The organism is Ruegeria sp. BE3 (genome assembly GCF_056538865.1).
Genome location: NZ_JBQFTW010000003.1, coordinates 39561 through 55451, shown reverse-complemented (window position 1 = coordinate 55451; position 15891 = coordinate 39561). Strand labels below are relative to the sequence as shown.

The 15891-nt window shown below is 53.9% G+C and carries 18 protein-coding genes and 1 pseudogene; 6 read left to right on the top strand and 13 right to left on the bottom strand.

Going from position 1 to position 15891, the window contains the following annotated elements; genetic code table 11:
• Window positions 1-15: 15 nt before the first annotated feature.
• Window positions 16-258 (bottom strand): ArsR/SmtB family transcription factor, encoded by a 243-nt coding sequence (locus ACR0AZ_RS09975; RefSeq protein ID WP_480667350.1) that lies wholly within the window; start codon window positions 256-258, stop codon window positions 16-18.
• A 244-nt stretch (window positions 259-502) separates the two neighbouring features.
• Between ACR0AZ_RS09975 and ACR0AZ_RS09970 the strand changes: the two genes are divergently transcribed.
• Entirely contained in the window at window positions 503-865 is a 363-nt protein-coding gene (locus tag ACR0AZ_RS09970) for an EthD domain-containing protein (RefSeq protein WP_480667349.1), read from the top strand.
• 151 nt (window positions 866-1016) lie between these two features.
• Here ACR0AZ_RS09970 and ACR0AZ_RS09965 read toward each other — a convergent pair whose 3' ends face one another.
• The 6 genes from ACR0AZ_RS09965 to ACR0AZ_RS09940 all read right to left on the bottom strand — a co-directional run bounded on the left by ACR0AZ_RS09965 (window position 1017) and on the right by ACR0AZ_RS09940 (window position 5234).
• Window positions 1017-1340, bottom strand: a complete 324-nt coding sequence (locus ACR0AZ_RS09965; RefSeq protein ID WP_480667348.1) for a hypothetical protein — start codon at window positions 1338-1340, stop codon at window positions 1017-1019.
• A gap of 78 nt (window positions 1341-1418) precedes the next feature.
• Complete coding sequence (locus ACR0AZ_RS09960) at window positions 1419-1487, bottom strand: hypothetical protein (RefSeq protein WP_480667472.1); 69 nt, start codon at window positions 1485-1487, stop codon at window positions 1419-1421.
• 320 nt (window positions 1488-1807) lie between these two features.
• Entirely contained in the window at window positions 1808-2161 is a 354-nt protein-coding gene (locus ACR0AZ_RS09955; protein WP_170738391.1) for a phosphate-starvation-inducible PsiE family protein, read from the bottom strand.
• Between the two features lie 160 nt (window positions 2162-2321).
• On the bottom strand, window positions 2322-3110 hold the full coding sequence (locus ACR0AZ_RS09950) for a transporter (RefSeq protein ID WP_480667347.1): 789 nt from the start codon (window positions 3108-3110) through the stop codon (window positions 2322-2324).
• 40 nt (window positions 3111-3150) lie between these two features.
• Window positions 3151-4161, bottom strand: a complete 1011-nt coding sequence (locus ACR0AZ_RS09945; protein ID WP_480667346.1) for a DUF1254 domain-containing protein — start codon at window positions 4159-4161, stop codon at window positions 3151-3153.
• Between the two features lie 17 nt (window positions 4162-4178).
• Window positions 4179-5234 carry a DUF1214 domain-containing protein gene (locus ACR0AZ_RS09940; protein WP_480473230.1) on the bottom strand — a complete coding sequence of 352 codons (1056 nt, stop codon included), beginning with the start codon at window positions 5232-5234 and terminating at the stop codon, window positions 4179-4181.
• Window positions 5235-5708: 474 nt separating this feature from the next.
• On the opposite strand from ACR0AZ_RS09940, the gene ACR0AZ_RS09935 reads away from it, so the two are divergent.
• The 3 genes from ACR0AZ_RS09935 to ACR0AZ_RS09925 all read left to right on the top strand — a co-directional run bounded on the left by ACR0AZ_RS09935 (window position 5709) and on the right by ACR0AZ_RS09925 (window position 9029).
• Window positions 5709-6785: an AraC family transcriptional regulator gene (locus tag ACR0AZ_RS09935; protein ID WP_480485034.1), complete on the top strand. Its 1077-nt coding sequence runs from the start codon at window positions 5709-5711 to the stop codon at window positions 6783-6785.
• Window positions 6786-6930: 145 nt separating this feature from the next.
• Window positions 6931-7599, top strand: coding sequence for an outer membrane protein (locus tag ACR0AZ_RS09930; protein ID WP_480667345.1), 669 nt, complete (start codon window positions 6931-6933; stop codon window positions 7597-7599).
• A gap of 254 nt (window positions 7600-7853) precedes the next feature.
• Window positions 7854-9029: an alpha/beta hydrolase gene (locus tag ACR0AZ_RS09925; protein WP_480473236.1), complete on the top strand. Its 1176-nt coding sequence runs from the start codon at window positions 7854-7856 to the stop codon at window positions 9027-9029.
• 347 nt (window positions 9030-9376) lie between these two features.
• On the opposite strand, the gene ACR0AZ_RS09920 is transcribed toward ACR0AZ_RS09925, so the two are convergent.
• Window positions 9377-9700: a hypothetical protein gene (locus ACR0AZ_RS09920; protein WP_480473238.1), complete on the bottom strand. Its 324-nt coding sequence runs from the start codon at window positions 9698-9700 to the stop codon at window positions 9377-9379.
• A gap of 35 nt (window positions 9701-9735) precedes the next feature.
• Between ACR0AZ_RS09920 and ACR0AZ_RS09915 the strand changes: the two are divergent.
• Window positions 9736-9921, top strand: a pseudogene (locus ACR0AZ_RS09915) (integrase); the annotation flags it as partial.
• Window positions 9922-10167: 246 nt separating this feature from the next.
• Here the strand turns inward: ACR0AZ_RS09915 and speB are convergent.
• Together speB and ACR0AZ_RS09905 are read right to left on the bottom strand one after the other, a co-directional pair.
• A complete protein-coding gene (gene speB, locus ACR0AZ_RS09910; protein ID WP_480473240.1) occupies window positions 10168-11112 on the bottom strand; it encodes an agmatinase in 945 nt (314 codons plus the stop codon).
• An 84-nt stretch (window positions 11113-11196) separates the two neighbouring features.
• Entirely contained in the window at window positions 11197-12288 is a 1092-nt protein-coding gene (locus tag ACR0AZ_RS09905) for an extracellular solute-binding protein (RefSeq protein ID WP_480473242.1), read from the bottom strand.
• Between the two features lie 172 nt (window positions 12289-12460).
• Between ACR0AZ_RS09905 and ACR0AZ_RS09900 the strand changes: the two genes are divergently transcribed.
• Complete coding sequence (locus ACR0AZ_RS09900; RefSeq protein ID WP_480473244.1) at window positions 12461-13261, top strand: helix-turn-helix transcriptional regulator; 801 nt, start codon at window positions 12461-12463, stop codon at window positions 13259-13261.
• A gap of 294 nt (window positions 13262-13555) precedes the next feature.
• On the opposite strand, the gene ACR0AZ_RS09895 is transcribed toward ACR0AZ_RS09900, so the two are convergent.
• Genes ACR0AZ_RS09895 through ACR0AZ_RS09885 form a run of 3 tightly spaced genes read right to left on the bottom strand, consistent with a single transcriptional unit; the run spans window position 13556 to window position 15876 of the window.
• The gene (locus ACR0AZ_RS09895; RefSeq protein WP_480667344.1) at window positions 13556-14353 is read right to left on the bottom strand and encodes an ABC transporter permease; all 798 of its coding nucleotides are present in this window, start codon (window positions 14351-14353) and stop codon (window positions 13556-13558) included.
• The gene (locus tag ACR0AZ_RS09890) at window positions 14350-15102 is read right to left on the bottom strand and encodes an ABC transporter permease (protein ID WP_480473248.1); all 753 of its coding nucleotides are present in this window, start codon (window positions 15100-15102) and stop codon (window positions 14350-14352) included. The genes ACR0AZ_RS09895 and ACR0AZ_RS09890 overlap by 4 nt, the downstream gene beginning before the upstream one ends.
• Before the next feature lie 9 nt (window positions 15103-15111).
• On the bottom strand, window positions 15112-15876 hold the full coding sequence (locus tag ACR0AZ_RS09885) for a transporter substrate-binding domain-containing protein (protein WP_480473250.1): 765 nt from the start codon (window positions 15874-15876) through the stop codon (window positions 15112-15114).
• Window positions 15877-15891 lie beyond the last annotated feature (15 nt).

Genomic DNA, 15891 nt, shown 5'->3' with positions numbered 1-15891 from the left:
ATCCATTCTAACCTCTCACGCATCACCCACATCGTCACAAAACAGTTCATACAATACAGCTATGACTGCTGATACTCGTTGATCGGCGATCCTGTAGTAAATGTTCTTCCCATCGCGTCTTGCATCGATCAACCCAGAAAGGCGCAGACGGGACAGTTGCTGCGAGGCTGCAGCCTGGCGCATGGAGAACATGTCCTGAATTTCTCCAACAGATTTCTCCGGTGAGAAGCAAGCACAATATCTGCAGACGACCATCATGCGCCATGGCCTTCAGAAAGTCGGTTACTTCAAGGGCGTTTTCGCTGAGGTCTGCCTTCAAGTGGCGCTCCAAAACAGTGCTAAATCTTGATATCACAATGTCTGTTAACAGTCCCTTCGCCGCGCGGATAGAGTAGCAATCTATTTACATGCCTGCGTATTGGTTGGCCACTGCTGGCTATTGGACCTTTCAGTATTTCCGCTCATACTCAGAGCATCTGAGCATCAGAAAGAGATATTCCCGATGATTAAACTGATCATGTGTTTGCGCCGCCGTTCGGACATTAGCCGAGAAGAGTTTCAGGATTATTGGCTGAACAAGCACGGGCCATTTTTTCAAAAGAACGCGACGGTAATGCGCTCTAAGCGGTACGTACAAAGCCATACAATTGACAGCCCACTGAATGGTGCGATGAGAGAGTCCAGAAACATGCAACCGGAATTTGACGGTTTGGCTGAGGTCTGGTTCTCTTCTGAAGAAGATCTGATGGAGGCGATGGGCACCTCTGAAATGCAAGAACTAAGCGTAGAATTGCTGCAAGACGAGTCCAATTTTGTCGACCACACAAAGTCATGCGCATTTATTGTCCAAGAGCGGGAATTCTAGATCAGTTGAATAAAGTCGTTCAGCCCACAAGTCGCGTTCGCCAATTTCCCCAGCGACGCAATGCTCACTTCATCCCGCAGACCGATCAGGACAATCCGGATCTTTTCTTCAGAAGAGAAGTGTTTGCGTGTTTGGCGCTAAACGCCCCTGACTAACTTGCCAACGGTATATTTCGATGTTCCGGATTTCCTGTTAATCCAAGCCCAAAACCTGTCCGGCGAGCGCTGATGTCAGACACCCAGAGCAACAATACGACGAGATCGAAATGAGCAATCTTGGTTTCACTTACCGGCGCGCCAACAATGGCGACGTAGTTGTCGATCATCACGGTCGGCGTGCAACGATTCTTCGGGGCGACAAGGCGGAATGGTTTCTGCAAGATATGAATGGTCTGGATTTCGAGAGCCAACAGCAGGAAATGGCTCGCGTCACCGGCAACTACAAACGGGGAAATGAACGCAAGGCGCGCAACCATCCCCGCAACCGATAAGCTTTGGAAAAGATACAGAGCCGGCGCCGCGCCGCTGTATTTGGCGCTCCTCAGGTGATCGCATTAACCGTCACGCGTATAACAAGTGAGGTCATGGACTTTGCCGTTTTTCAGGCGCTCGAATTGGATCAACCCGCCGAGGGCAAGTTCATGCAAAACACGTTGCTCGTGCTTTGAGATAGCTGCCGTTCGACCCTGGTCACCGTCGCCGCGACGCGGCCCGTTAGAGGAGACCTCCGCCGAGAGCGCAAAATCGGGGGCCGGTTGAACTCACGGTCAGCGCGGACAAAGCGATCTTTCGCCGGACAAGTGCCAAGGTCTGCTTCCGGATTTTTTGGGAATATCAAACGTTTCTTCTTTGGCTGAATAAGGTGCCAATTGCGGCTTCAAAAAAACACAAATGTCGGCGATCTTGCTTATGCCAGCGTCTATTAAAGTGTTCTGTGAAATATCTACTTGCCACGCCACAGCAACCAATACGTGACACCAAACGCCAGACCGAGTCCAGAATACCCAACGAAATAAAGCGGCTCCAGGTCCGTCGTATCGAGTGTAATGACCTTTCTGGCAACGGCCATCAGGGCAGTTGCAACTACCAGCTTCACATGTATGACATCGGCCGTCAGGTAGAGCGTGACATTCGTGTAAATCTCGATAGCGATCAGCACAACAAGCGCGGCCGCAAAAACCTCCAACAGAACACTGACGTCAAGAATCAGGGCCGGTGGACTTACAAGCTTGATGTAGAACGAGTAACCGGCGTCGATGACGGCAAATCCGATCACAACGACCATGAACAAAGACATCACCCGAACGGCGTGTCGAATGAGCCGATTGCAGCTTCTGACAATCAGATCCTAATGGTCAGGGTCAAGCTCGACATGCGCTTGCGCATTGCGTTGCATCTGATCGGCCATCAAGACCTCCCTATTTTCGACGTTTCATAAAAAGTTCTTCAGCCAAACGTCAGCGCCCTCTGGGCAAGACGACCTGAGCCTGCAAACGCAAGCGAACGCCTTCGGCACCCACTTCGGGCGCTTCGAGCCAATAGCCCGCCCCCGCTTGCAGATTGACCAGCAGCGCCCCCCATTGGACCAGCTTGGAGACCGAAGCGTTTATAGGCACAGCCCAGGCATCAGTTTCCCAGTCATAGGCGCTTTCGCTCTGCAGCGAATAGGTCCACGCGCCTTCGGTGGAATAAGCAAGAAAGGGCTGGACAAAACTCACATTCGTGGAGGTGTCGGGGTTGCTTTCTAGATCCCACAGATGATTGGCCAGCGCACCATAGGTCCACGGACCGGTCTGTCGCAGTGCAATGCCGGTGATCCCAGCAGCCCATGTATCACTCGATACGTCGCTAAAGGTTGGAAAGCGCACAACGGGACCCACGCCCCACGTTATGTCCCCGGTTCCGATTGGCGAGAACCACGCAGAGAAAAGGATATCTCCGAACCCCTCCTGGCGTGTGCCCGGCACAACGTCTTCCTGCCAGATGTAAGGAATGATAGTTCGGGTGATCAGGTTAAGGTCATCGTTCAGTTGAAAGGGCACGACTGGTTGAAAGTTCAGCGTGGTGCGCGAGCCCTGATCAGAGACGCCCAGATTTTCATCATGGTTCAATTGAAACGGAACCGAGACGATTGCCGCAAGCGGGTTGGCCAGTTCCTGGGCCAGATCGGATGCCTCGTCTGCAACGGTTGTGGTTCCGGCACTGGCTGCAAAAAGCAGCCCCATAAGAGTATGGGATCGACGCATAGCCGTGTACTCCTTTTGAAATGCAGGTTGGGCGAGTGGCCTAGTTGATCGGCTCCAACTTCGGGAAGGTCCAATTGCCGTTCAGGATTGCATCCTCCGGCTCATAAAGGCGGATCGCATAGTTCCAGCCCGAAGTGATCGGCAGACAGTTCACGCGGCCATCGTCGCACCCACCGAAATGCAACGTGACCGAGCCGTCTTCTGCTGCTTCGGCTGTGTAACCGTTGTAGCTGTTTATGCCCAGATCATTGGCTTCCAGAAAGCCGTCACCGTTATAGACAGTCACCGACCAGAACGCCCGAACCGGCACATCCTTGACGGTTACCGCATGCGGTGTTTCGCCGTCATTCTGATCGACCGCGTCCAACAGATAGATCGCGGCCTCAGGCGGAAGACCGCCCCAACCCGAGAACGCACCGACCAGAAACTGAACCGGATCAATCTCGTCCTTTGTTCTGCCAAAGGCGCGGGCTGAATCGGTGCCCAGCAAGGATAAATCGTTTATCGCCTGACGCGCAGTGGCAAGTTGTTCGGTGTTCCAGTTGGGCGCGTCAAACGGGCCCGTTCCACCGCCGCTGACGACAATTCCATCCTGTGCCGCTTGCGCGGCGGCAATATCATCCGGGTCAGTCACATCGACGAATGTGCGAAACGCGATGAAACCAAAGCGCGTACCAAGGTCTTCCTGTGTGATTTGATACGTGCCGGGCTCTGCCTCGGCATACATGAAGTGGTCCTGATTGATGACATGCATCGAGATATAGCGGCCATCCGCTTTAGGCAGTGTCACTTCGACGGGTTTGCTCAAATCCAGCAAGATGCCGGAGTAGAGCGTGTCCTGATTCATGCGGATAACCGGCTGGTTGTCCGGTGTGGTGGCTTCGCGCATATGCCCTAACTCGCCAACAGCGAGGCCGAGATTGGCTATGTTGGTGCGAAACATGTGATCTGTCTCGGCGCGCACAAGGGTGTCGACGGTCACATCGACCATGTCTTCGGCCCAAACGCCTGTCGGGAGTGTAAGCGCGACTGTCAGAAGAAGCTTTTTCATCGTAAGCATCCTGTTGTTCAGTTTGCGGGTTCTACGGAGGGGAAGACCCAGCTTCCGTCGATGACCTCTGGGCCCGGCTGATAAAGGCGCACGGCATAGTTCCAGCCATCCATGATCGGGAGACAGTTCATGCGTCCGTCGTCGCAGCCGCCGAAATGCACGGTCACACTGCCATCATCATTCTTGGTGCCTGAGACCGAATTGACCACATACGAGTCGAGGGAATTGAGTTCAAAAAACCCGTCTGCATTATAGAGGCTCACGGACCAGAACGCGTTCACTGGCACTTCCGCTGGGACCTGGATTTTGTATTCTCCAAGCGGCAGGCCGGGCTCGATATTCAGATAAAAGGCCTCGTCTTCGGGCAGTCCACCAAAGCCGACGGCGGTGCCAAGGAAATGGCGCAATGGGTCTACATGATCTGCCGTACCAAAAGTTCGGACGCTGTCTGTGGCGAACCTGCCCAGCTCAATTGCGGCTTGGCGCAGCGCCTCAAAGCTCTCCGTGTCGTAATTGGGCATCTCGAAAGGCGTCGCGGAGGCGGCATCAATGGTGAACCCGTCCTGAATTGCATTGACTGCCGCGACATCCTTGGGGCTCTCGGCATCCACCAGTATTCTCATGAAAACAAGTACGTAGGGGGTATGGAATGTATCCATGTCAAGCTGGAACACACCGCCACCGTCGAACACTTCATTGATGAAATGATCCTGATTGACCACCATCGTCGTCATGTATCGGTCGCCCACATCGGGCAGAGTCAGGGTTGCGCCTTGGCTGATATCAATAACCGCAACGCTGTAGAGTGTGTCGCGGTTCATCCGAATGGTGGGCTGATTGTCGATGGGGGTGGGTTCTTTGAAGTGAAAGAACTGATTTACGCCTCCGGCCAGGCCATTGTACGTCTTCAGTTCATTGTCTGTAGCAGCCCGAACAAAGTTGTTTATGGTAATGGGCACTTCGTATGTCTCAGCAAGTGCATCGACCGTGGTATCAAAGCTCTGAGCGGTCGCTGTGCTTCCAATCAGGACAGCTAAAGCAGCAAGTTTCCAGCGTTTGTGCGTGAGATTCATAGTTTGCCCGCTCCACTAGCCAATTACAGAAATGCATTGTTTGATGGTCCCGGCACCTGATCAAAAGCGCACTCTCGCGCCTCTCATTTTGTTGTTCTTAAAATGCTACAATCGGAGCCTTGGCCATCTCTCTCCAACAAACCACAAAGTTCGAATGTATGCCCTGACAGATTGGGGCGACCGCCTCCGAAAACTGGTCAAAAATGACAGGTAGCGATAGCACTTTGGCCAACAACTAGAGGCTCTCTATTAAAATTGACCCGGCGGCGGGCCTATCGTTCATGCAGTGGTGCCAGTTTGCTAGACTGCTCTCTGCAGTTGGCGTGGTTTAATTCCATTGAGCCTCTGCGAGCGGGCACCTGACTTTTTCATTCAAAAAAGTGTCTTCGGCTTTGACGCAGGTCAGGGACACAGAGCCGCGCTTGTCTATGCTTGACGTGCCCGGCCTTTCAATTGCGGTGTCTTAAGGGAGTTATGATGACAGGGCAGGACGCGCATGCTCGACACAGAACACCACCGCTTACACGCGGGCGGGTCATCGTCCCGCTTTTGCTTGCGTTTCAAGAATCCGGTCAATCTGTAGAAAGTCTCCTTGCGGAATTCGATCTATCCTTCTCGGAGTTGAGCGCTCCGAGTTGTTTCATTCCGCACGACACTGTCTATGCCGTGTTTGAAGCCGTCGCACAAAAGACATCCCCAGACTTTCCAGCACTTGTTGGTCAAACTTCAGATCCGACGATTGCATCCCCATTCGGACAGGCCTTTCGCGTCGCAAAATCGCTGGCTGATTTCATTGCCAGGTTCTGCGTTCATGCGGGAAACAACACAAATGCGGTCACCATGACACTTGATGTCTCTGGCGAGTTCGCCGTGCTGTCCGCCAAACGCAGATTCACGCCATGCTGTTCGCCCGCCTATATGGATGCGTTTCAGATCAGCCGATGGGCTACGTTGCTGCACGAAACTGCAGGTCAGCGTTGGGAAGCAAATAAGGTTCTTGTGCGTGTGAACCGTCCTGATCTTCTCCCGTCTTACTTCTACGGTATCCGGGCGATAGGTGCGGGCTCAGACGGGTATTCCATCCGCTTCCCAAGTGCTTGGCTTTTATTTGAACTGGTTAACCGAACCTCAACCGAGTACGTGTCGACCACTCAGGACGAAAAAAACCCAGTGCCTACAGATTTGCTGAGTTCGATCCAAAGCGTTGCCTACTCAATGGTCGGGCGCACGGACTTGTCGGTTACGACGCTCGCCAAGGCATGCGGTTTTCGAGGCGCGGTTCTCAACAGACGGCTTGCTGCCTATGGGACATCACTGTCTCGCATCGTTATCGAAGCTAAATGTGACCGGGCGAAGCGCCTGCTTTCAAAGTCTGAAATCTCAATGGGCGATATCGCGGCTCAGTTGGGGTATTCTGACGCGACGGCCATGACACGGGCCTTCAAGAAATGGACGGGTCAGACACCCTCAGAGTTTCGCACCCGTGAAATGAATGGCGTTGAGGCGTCTGTTCCGATACTCGACCCGGTCGAATGCGATTGTGAAACGTAACAGGAATACGACGCGGCTCACGTTTTTGCCGCGCTTCAATCTTGGGATCAAAAAAGGGGAGCAGATCGTGGACTTCACACAAGTAAGGAGTATCGTGTGTAGCTTTCTAGTTGCGCCGACTACGCTGCTCTACGGATCTCCAGCAGTGGCTCAGGACTCTGGCTGGAGCTTTTACGGCAGCTTCTACATCTATGGCGCAGATACCGAGACAACCATTGGCCCCTTAGAGTCGGAACTGAGCTTCAGCGACGCACTTGATAATCTAGACCTCGCCTTTATGGGCACGGTTGAGGCGCGACACGGTCGATGGTCACTGATCGCAGACTACATGCGCACAGATCTGACATTTAAAGGCGACACCCCTGGCCCGGTGTTCAGCGGCGCAGAAACCAGCCTGAAGACACAGTTCTTCAGCGGGTATGCGGCGTACACGGTCTATCAGGACCAAGCTCTGGACGTCGATCTCGGGGGTGGGTTTCGTTGGTTTGATACCAGCAGCACAATCACTCTGGTCGGTGGCCCCAGCCCGGCACCAAGTGCAAGAACAAGTGACGATTGGGTAGATCCCCTAATTGCAGCCCGTATCCGGTATCAGATCAATGACCGCTGGTCAGCAATTGCCTTGGCTGACTACGGCGGATTTCGCTCAAATCGCGAAACGGCGCAATTTGTAGCTACAGTGGGGTATGCCATCACTCCAAAGTGGAATTTGCGCGCAGGTTATCGCTACATCATGGTCGACAAAGGTGAAGGTGATAGCAAGTTCAAGCTCTCACAATCCGGACCCGTGTTGGGTGTGACATACAGCTTCTGAGCAAGGGCATTATGCGAAAGGCGGCCATGCCGAACACAAACAGGTCTGAAGTGTCGAAATTGCACCAAGGCGCGAGCAGCGGTGCCGACATGCTTGGGACAGACAATTACAGTTGGATGCGAACAGTCGGACAAAGGCAATTGAGGAAAGGAACGACGAGGCGACTGATTACCAGAGCTTTGCCTACGGCAACCGTGTGTTCGTTCTGTATCCTGGCTGCCTGCGGGCCAAATATCTATGACGAAATTGAACTGATGCCTTCACCAACGGTCTATGCCGAGGCTGCTTTTGACCCTTACAAGGACATCACGGCAGACAACTTCGTGCAGCGTTCGCAGCTATTCTACGCCACAGATCGGCTGCCCGCGGTTCCCGGCGACCCACAAGCCTATTACAACAATGAGCGCGGTCACATTCTGCGTACCGGCATTGCCGAAGTGCAAAGCAACCCCCCATTGGCGACGTTGGAAAAGCTTCGCCACGTTACTATGACGCGCGACCGCGCTAAGGACTACACGCTCAGCTTGTCTGACGTACAAGAGATTGGTGTCATGCCATTCAGCGTCACGCGCTACATGAACGATCCACCTTCGCAACAGGAGATGAAGGCAGCTGGACTTCGGTTTGCCCAACGGATTGACGATCACCTTGCAGCCTCTCGCAACAAAGACATTTTCATCTATGTCCATGGCTACAATGTCGATTTTGATTACTCGACCCTTGTTTCCAAAGAGTTGCAGCACTTTCTGGGCTATCAGGGCGCCTTCATCAGCTACAACTGGCCCGCTACACCCAATCGCCTGGCGTATTTTCGGGATCAGGAATCTGCATTGGCGACGCGCCGCAATTTGCGGTCTCTTGTCGAATACCTGTCGGCAAACACCAACGCCCGGCGCATTCACCTTATAGGATACAGCGCAGGCTCAAGGCTCGCATTTGAAGCCGCCTATCAGATTGCTCTGCAGCCTCGGTCAAAGCCACGGCTGGGACGGCTGATCCTGATCAGCAGCGATCTTGATCGCAGCTACTTCTTGCAATCGATTGAAGACGGCCTTCTGGATGCCGTTACAGATGTGACACTCTATCAATCGCAGACTGATTCAGCGCTGGCGATGTCACGGTTGGTCTTCGGTCGCGACCGTCTGGGTCAGGTTTCCGATGAAGCAATAAATGGGTCTCTGTTTCAGCGCCGACTTTCTGAGATGAAAACCCTACATATCATCGACGTGACCGAGGCCGAAGCGGCCGATACAGGAAACGGGCATTGGTATTTCCGATCTTCGCCATGGGCCAGCAGTGACCTGTTCATTTCTCTGCTTACAGACCGAGATCCTCAAGCGCGCGGGCTTGTGCGTGCTCCGGGCGAAGCTGTCTGGAGTTTTCCACCGAACTATCCGCAGACACTAAAACGGTATCGAAATGGCAGCTAATACTGGGATTCCAACGGATGAGAACCATTTGAACCAGATTTTGATTGTGTTCTATGAGCCTGACAACGCACCTAGAGTGCCAGCGCAAAGCTGACGTTCGAGCAACGCGCAGCATCGGTTTAAGCGGGCTCGTCCCAGACCTCGGAGCAGATGCAACATAAGCCCCTACCCTGTTTTCCGCGACATACTCAACGGCCCATAAAAGACATTGGTCGCACCGTCAGGATGCCGCGTTTGCAAACTGCTTTCTGGACATTCACTGCGCGAGAGTAATTTGGTGCCTGGATAACACGCACCTTGCCGGACCAAAGCGGTCAGACATAAGGTGTGACCGAACGTCAGCTTTTTTATTGATCAAGCCTGAGGCGCGAAATCACTATCGTCGCAACGAGGAGAATAGAGCCGCCGACTGTGAATGGCGCACCAACGGAAAACAGACCGACCAGCAATGCGCCCACAAATGGTGCGGTCAGCAGCGCCAACGTATTTGCGGCTTCGCTCAGTGCCGTTACCGACCCCATCCGGTCGGGCGAAACAGTATTTTGCAAGATGATGCGCACCGGGATCACGGCCATGGCGGACGTCAGTCCCAAAACAAGGAAGAGCAATATGAATGCCTGAAGGGGCATGGATGCGCTCAAGAGATCAAAGATCCCGAGCGTCAGGAGCATGCCGCCCCCGACAAACGTGCCGAACGCGATCCACCTTGGACCCTACGTCTTATGGCACGCACTCTATGCGGCGGACCAAGGTGGCACACATCTACAGGAAGACCGGTAACCTGCGAGCTGTTCAGTTGCTCCTCGGTCATGCCAAGATGGACAGCACTGTCCGCTATCTCGGGGTCGAGATCGAAGACGCTCTGGCGATCTCTGAAAGCGTGGAAATCTAAAAAGTGGGCTGCCTGCAATGGCGGCCCAAAGTTAAAGTTTTTCGAAGTCACCCGCGCTGCGCCGCAGTTCCTTGTAGCGGACATGGACGTGCACGAAATCTATCATCTCCCAAAGAGAAACCGATTTACCGCAGCGCAGTCAAAGTTTCGACTATCTGTTTACGTCTTCTACCTTTTTCAATGGTCCGGTCTGTAAACGTAGGAATTATGAACGGCGGTTTCGCTCACAAGCCATCTCTCTATTTGCTATTTACGCGCCTTTGCAATTAGGCAAACCATATCAAGCAAGAGCGATGCCCCGGCCAAAGCTGTAATCTCAGCATGATCGTACGGAGGTGAGACTTCGACGAGATCGGCCCCGACAAGGTTGACCCCGTCGAGCTTTCGCACCAAAGACTGCCCTTGATAGGTAGACAGTCCTCCGCATACCGGCGTTCCGGTTCCGGGCGCGAATGCCGGATCAAGCGCGTCAATATCGAAGGTCAGGTAAGCAGGCCGGTCTCCTACGGTTTCTTTGATGCGCGCAACCGTTGCATCAATCCCGTTCTCGTGAACCCAATTTGCGTCGAGTACCGTGAACCCGTGGGTCTTTTCATTCAGCGTGCGCATGCCTACCTGTACTGACGTCTCAGAGGATATGATGCCTTCGACAGTGGCATGGTAGAACATTGAACCATGGTCGATCCGCTTTGGGTGTTCTTCCCATGTATCCGAATGGGCATCAATCTGGATCAGCGAGATAGGGCCGTGGCGTTCTGCCTGCGCCTTAAGGATCGGATAGGTGACCGAGTGATCTCCGCCCATCGTCAGAAGAAAGGCACCAAATTTCAGGATTTCCCGCGCTTGGTCCTGAATTTGCAGCGCAATCTGCTCTGGAAAGCCTGGGTCGATATCACAATCGCCGTAATCAACCATGTTCAGGGTTTCGAAGGGATCAAACCCCCAGGGCCAGGGCCCACCATCCCAGGCGAGGTTGGTCGATACAGCACGAATGGCACGTGGCCCGAACCTGCACCCCGGGCGATTGGTCACAGAGAGATCATAGGGAACGCCCCATGTAACCATATCCGCGCTCTTTAGATTGCGGGAATATTGTCGCCGGAACAGACTTGTCGCTCCGCTAAAGGTCGGCTCATACCCCATGCCCATTTCGTTTTGCGCCAGAAAGGCGCGGTCGGTTGAAGTCACCATTATTGGCTCCGTTGATTTTGATGGTTGCTGCCCGAGTGTCGGGGAATTGCAGTTCTTTCCCGCCTTTGCCGGGCTTGGCAGGGTTCAGGTGCCGGATTTTACATTCGTCCAAAGACGGTTGCGATTGCGCAGCGTTTTCGCGCCGACACTCAGATCAGGGAAGAGTCGTCTAAATGTCGCCTCATCCGGGTAGATTCCCGGGTCGGTCAGAATGGCTTCCTCTACAAATGTATCTGCTGCGGAATTCGCATTCGCAAAATAGACGTAGTTGGACACTCCTGCGATGACATCAGGCCGCAGCATGTAGTCAATGAACCGATACGCTTCATCCGCCCGCGTAGAATCCACCGGAATGGACATGAGGTCGATCCACATCAACGTGCCTTCGCTTGGAATTGAATACAGAATTTCGACACCATTGCCGGACTCCATGGCACGGGCCTGAGCTATGCCGGCATCACCACTGTACATCACTGCCAAACAGGCATCTCCTCCGGGCAAATCTGTAGATGCTTTCTGGTTGTGAAAATAACGAATGGACGGTGTGACGGCCTCGAAGAGGTCCTGAACCCTGTCGAGATCGGCCGGGTCATCGGAGTACGGGTCAGCCCCGAGATAGTTCAGCGCCACCGAGACCATTTCTACCGGTGAGTCCAGCACGGCAATCCCACAGTCGGCAAGCTTGGCGGTGATCTGAGGATCAAAAAGAACGTCCCAGGATGTGATGACATCCGTGCCCAGCCGCTCTTTGATCATGGCCGGATTGTAGGCAAGCCCTACCGTGCCCCAAGTGTAAGGTACGCCCAATTGCCGGGCACCGGGCATACTTTCGAGCGACGCCAGAATTTTCGGATTGAGATTGTCGTAGTTGCTCAGGCGCGCTGGGTCGATCGGATGCAACGCCCCGGCCTGAAACTCTCGCTGCGCATTGGACGCGGCGGGGAAAACGACATCGTAACCTGACGCCCCTGTCAGCAGCTTGGTTTCCAGAACCTCGTTTGAATCGTAATAGTCCAGGCTGACATGTGTCCCGGTCTCCTTTTCGTAGTCCGAAATCGTCGTTTCGCCAAAGTAATCAGCCCAATTGTAGATTGAGAGGTCTTCGGCGGAAGCCGGAAAGGTAATCGCGAGGTTTGAGGCAATGGCAACAGCCGAAAGGCCAAAATGCGGTTTCATCGTATCTCCTCCTTGTTGCAGAATCTCGCCCTGAATTTTCACGCCCGGAGAGGCTTTGGTGACGAGGCACAGTCAGCACCCCGGGCGAGCGCTCTGACATCAACAATGGAATTGAATGGCCATCACTGTAAATTTGCGGTAGGATATATATCTTTAGTTATAGGAATTGGCTTTGTTACCAGACAGAGACGACATCTCGGCGGCCAAGTGGGATGAGACCTACGCAATCTTGTTGGAGCGGTTGGAAACAGACTTCTTCCCAACAGCTCTGAGGAAGATTCTGGAACTGCATGTCAATTTTGAAACGATGATCCTCACGCGGTATCAGGATCAAGCACCACCTGTCTCGCTTTATCACGATCTCGACGACGTGCAGGCGGCCATATCAATTCAGTTTTATGCAACCGGCCCATACCTGCTGGATCCGTTTTCGCAAGCGTGTAGATCGGGAAAAGAACCCGGCGCTTACCGTCTGGCCGATTTGGTCAATGAGGCGTTCTTTCGTTCAGAGTACTACCGCACCTTTTATCGCAAGGTTCGGATCAGCGACGAGTTGGGGGTGTTGATCAGACGAAACACCGGGGACTGGGTTGTAATATCCCTGTCGCGAGGCGCCCGTCAGCGCCGGTTTACCCCTGAGGATGTCGCGAAGATCAATTCCATCCATAAGACCCTGTCGGCCGCCGTGATCCGAAACTGGAACCTGAGTGGTGCCGAAGATCAACGGGAAGCCCTGAATCAGGTTGAGGAACGGTTGGCTGCGTTTGGGGCGGACAGGTTAAGCCCAAGAGAGGCCGAGGTCGTGCGCCTTGTTTTGCAAGGCCACTCAGCCGGCTCTGCTTCCGCATTTCTCGGGATCACCGAAGGTACAGTCAAAGTGCATCGCCACAACGCCTACTCCAAGCTAGGCGTCAGCTCGCAGGCAGAGTTGTTTTCCGCAGCCACACGATATCTGGCATCAAAGCAAACTTAGTCTTGGGAAGCTGACAGACTACAAAGTTATTCCGATTGCCGGAATCTGTTGAATTTGGCCCATTCCCGACATTGGGCATAACAATCATTTTCTGCGGTCGCAGCCCGCATTGCCGCCATTCGCTGCACAAGCAAAGTGAGGAGCCACTCGAACTCTCAGCCTAAAGGGCAAAGCTGACGTTCCATATGCAGTTTCGATTAACCACCTTGCTTGTCTTTTTGCAATTTCAATAATTCTGGTTAATTCTTTAAGAATTGTCTTTGGGCGTCAGCTCTTTCTCCGCTTCTATAGATACTATCCGAAGCTGCCATTCCTGCGTCCAGTACCAAGTACCTTAACTTCTAACCAGTGGAAGCCCAACGCGATCACACCCGCCACGAGAATGTAAAAAACCGCCAACAGGATGAGCGGTTCATAGATTATGAACGTGTCTGAACGCACCCGAGAAGATACTGCGTAGATATCGACAACGGTGATGGTCGCAACCAGTGGGGCTGCCTTCAATTGCAGGATGGTTTCACCACCCAGCGTTGGCAATACATTTCGAATTGCCTGCGGCAACCAGATACGGCGAAACATGGTTAGACGTGGCATGCCAAATGCCTTGGCTGCCTCAAGCTGGCCCTTGGCGACCCCTTTGAAGGCACCGCGCATCACCTCTCCTTCGTAGCCGGCATAGGACAACGTCAGCGCCAGTACTGCATAAGGCCAGGCCTGCCGCAAATAGGGCCACAACTCGGAAGAGCGTATCCAGGGGAACTGCGGAAACAAAGACCCAAGCCCATAATACAATAACCAGAGTTGCAGCAGCAGCGGTGTGCCGCGGATGATAGTGCAAAATGCCTTGGCAGGGGCGGCAAGATACCAAGGCCCAACCGCCTGTGCCAATCCAAGTGGAACGGCGAGTAGGAAACCCAAAACTACGGTGACCACCAACAGCCAGATTGTCGTCCAAATACCCTGAAGGGCGAGCGGCGCATATTTCGGGATCCAGTCCCACTGAAGAGAGACGGCGCACCAGACAACGATTCCAGCGAATATCAGCATCATCACAATGCGATGTGGTTGCATCAACGATCTGAAATCAATCATCTGCCCCCTCCTTTAAGGGAGGGTTGGCCGCGACGCGCCCATTTCTCAATCCGAGCGAAGATGCCGCCCGAACACAGCGTTACCATGAGATAAAGAAATCCCGCTGCCAGAAAGAAAGTAAAATAGGCGCGTGTACTGCTTGCAGCCTGGCGGGTTTCCAGTGTCAGCTCGTTGAAACCCACAACAGCGAGCAACGCGGTATCTTTGGTTGCAATCAGCCACAGGTTGGCAAGACCTGGCACGGCGAAGCTCATCATGGCCGGGATTGTCACGCGGCGCATGGTCATGAAGGCGGGCATACCGTAGGACTTGGCCGCTTCGATCTGACCGGGCGGAACCGCCTGAATCGCGCCGCGCAAAATCTCGGTCGCGTAAGCGCCCTGGACCACACCCAGCACCCATATGCCTGCGCCAACACCACTGACCTCAACCCGACCCCCGCCCATCGCGGCAGAGATTTTGTTTATGATGTCAGATCCCACGTAATACAGGATCAGGATCAGGACCAGCTCGGGCACGGCCCGGATCACCGTCGTGTAGATGGCGAGAAGATCGCGCGTGACCTTCCCGCCATAGAGTTTGCCATAAGCTCCGAACAATCCGATCACGAGACCGAGGGCGTAAGCGCCGAAAGCAATCTGCAATGAGTGGGACAATCCGCGCAGCAGATTGCCCCCCCATCCCGGTGGCGAGAGCGACAAAAGCTCTGCGCTCTGCGCCAATCCAAGTGAATCCAACAGTCCGTTCACGGCAGCGGCTTAGTAAATGCTGGCCGAGAAATAGTTCGAAGTGATCTTCTCGTGCGTGCCATCGGCAAGAATTGCGGCGATGCCTTTGTTCAGCGCCTCACGCAGGTCATCTTGCCCTTTGCGCACGCCAGCCCCGACGCCACGCCCCAGAATGGCGGGATCATCCTTCACGGCACCCTTGATTTCGCAACAGGCACCCGCATCCGAATTTACGAAGTCGGCCATGGCGATGCTGTCGGCCTGAGTTGCGTCAATACGGCCTGCGAACAGGTCCTGATTGGCCTCATCCTGAGTTTGATAGACGCGCAGTTCGGAATCCTTGAAGTATTCCTGTGCATAGGCCTGATGGATGGTCGAAGCCTGGATGCCAACAACTTTACCTGCCAGCGACTCTGGCGTCGCTTCGATATCCATCGATTTATCCGCAACTATGACGGCGGGTGTGTTGTAGTAAGGATCGCTGAAATCAATGGTTTTCAGCCGCTCTTCGGTGATCGACATCGAGGCCATGATGGCATCGATCTGCTGCCCGGTCAGCGACGGGATGATACCGTCCCAAGCCACCGGCGTGATAACACAGTCAAGTTCCGCTGCTGCGCAAACAGCATTGATGACATCGATCTCCCAGCCAACCCAGGTGCCTGAACTGTCCAGCGAAGCGAATGGCGGATAGGGTTCGGCCGCAATACCAATCTTGACCTCTTCAGCATTGGCGACACCAGCCGAAAAGATGGCGGCGGCAAGCCCCGATGCGAGTAGTTTCTTGACGTTCATTTTGTTACTCCCTTT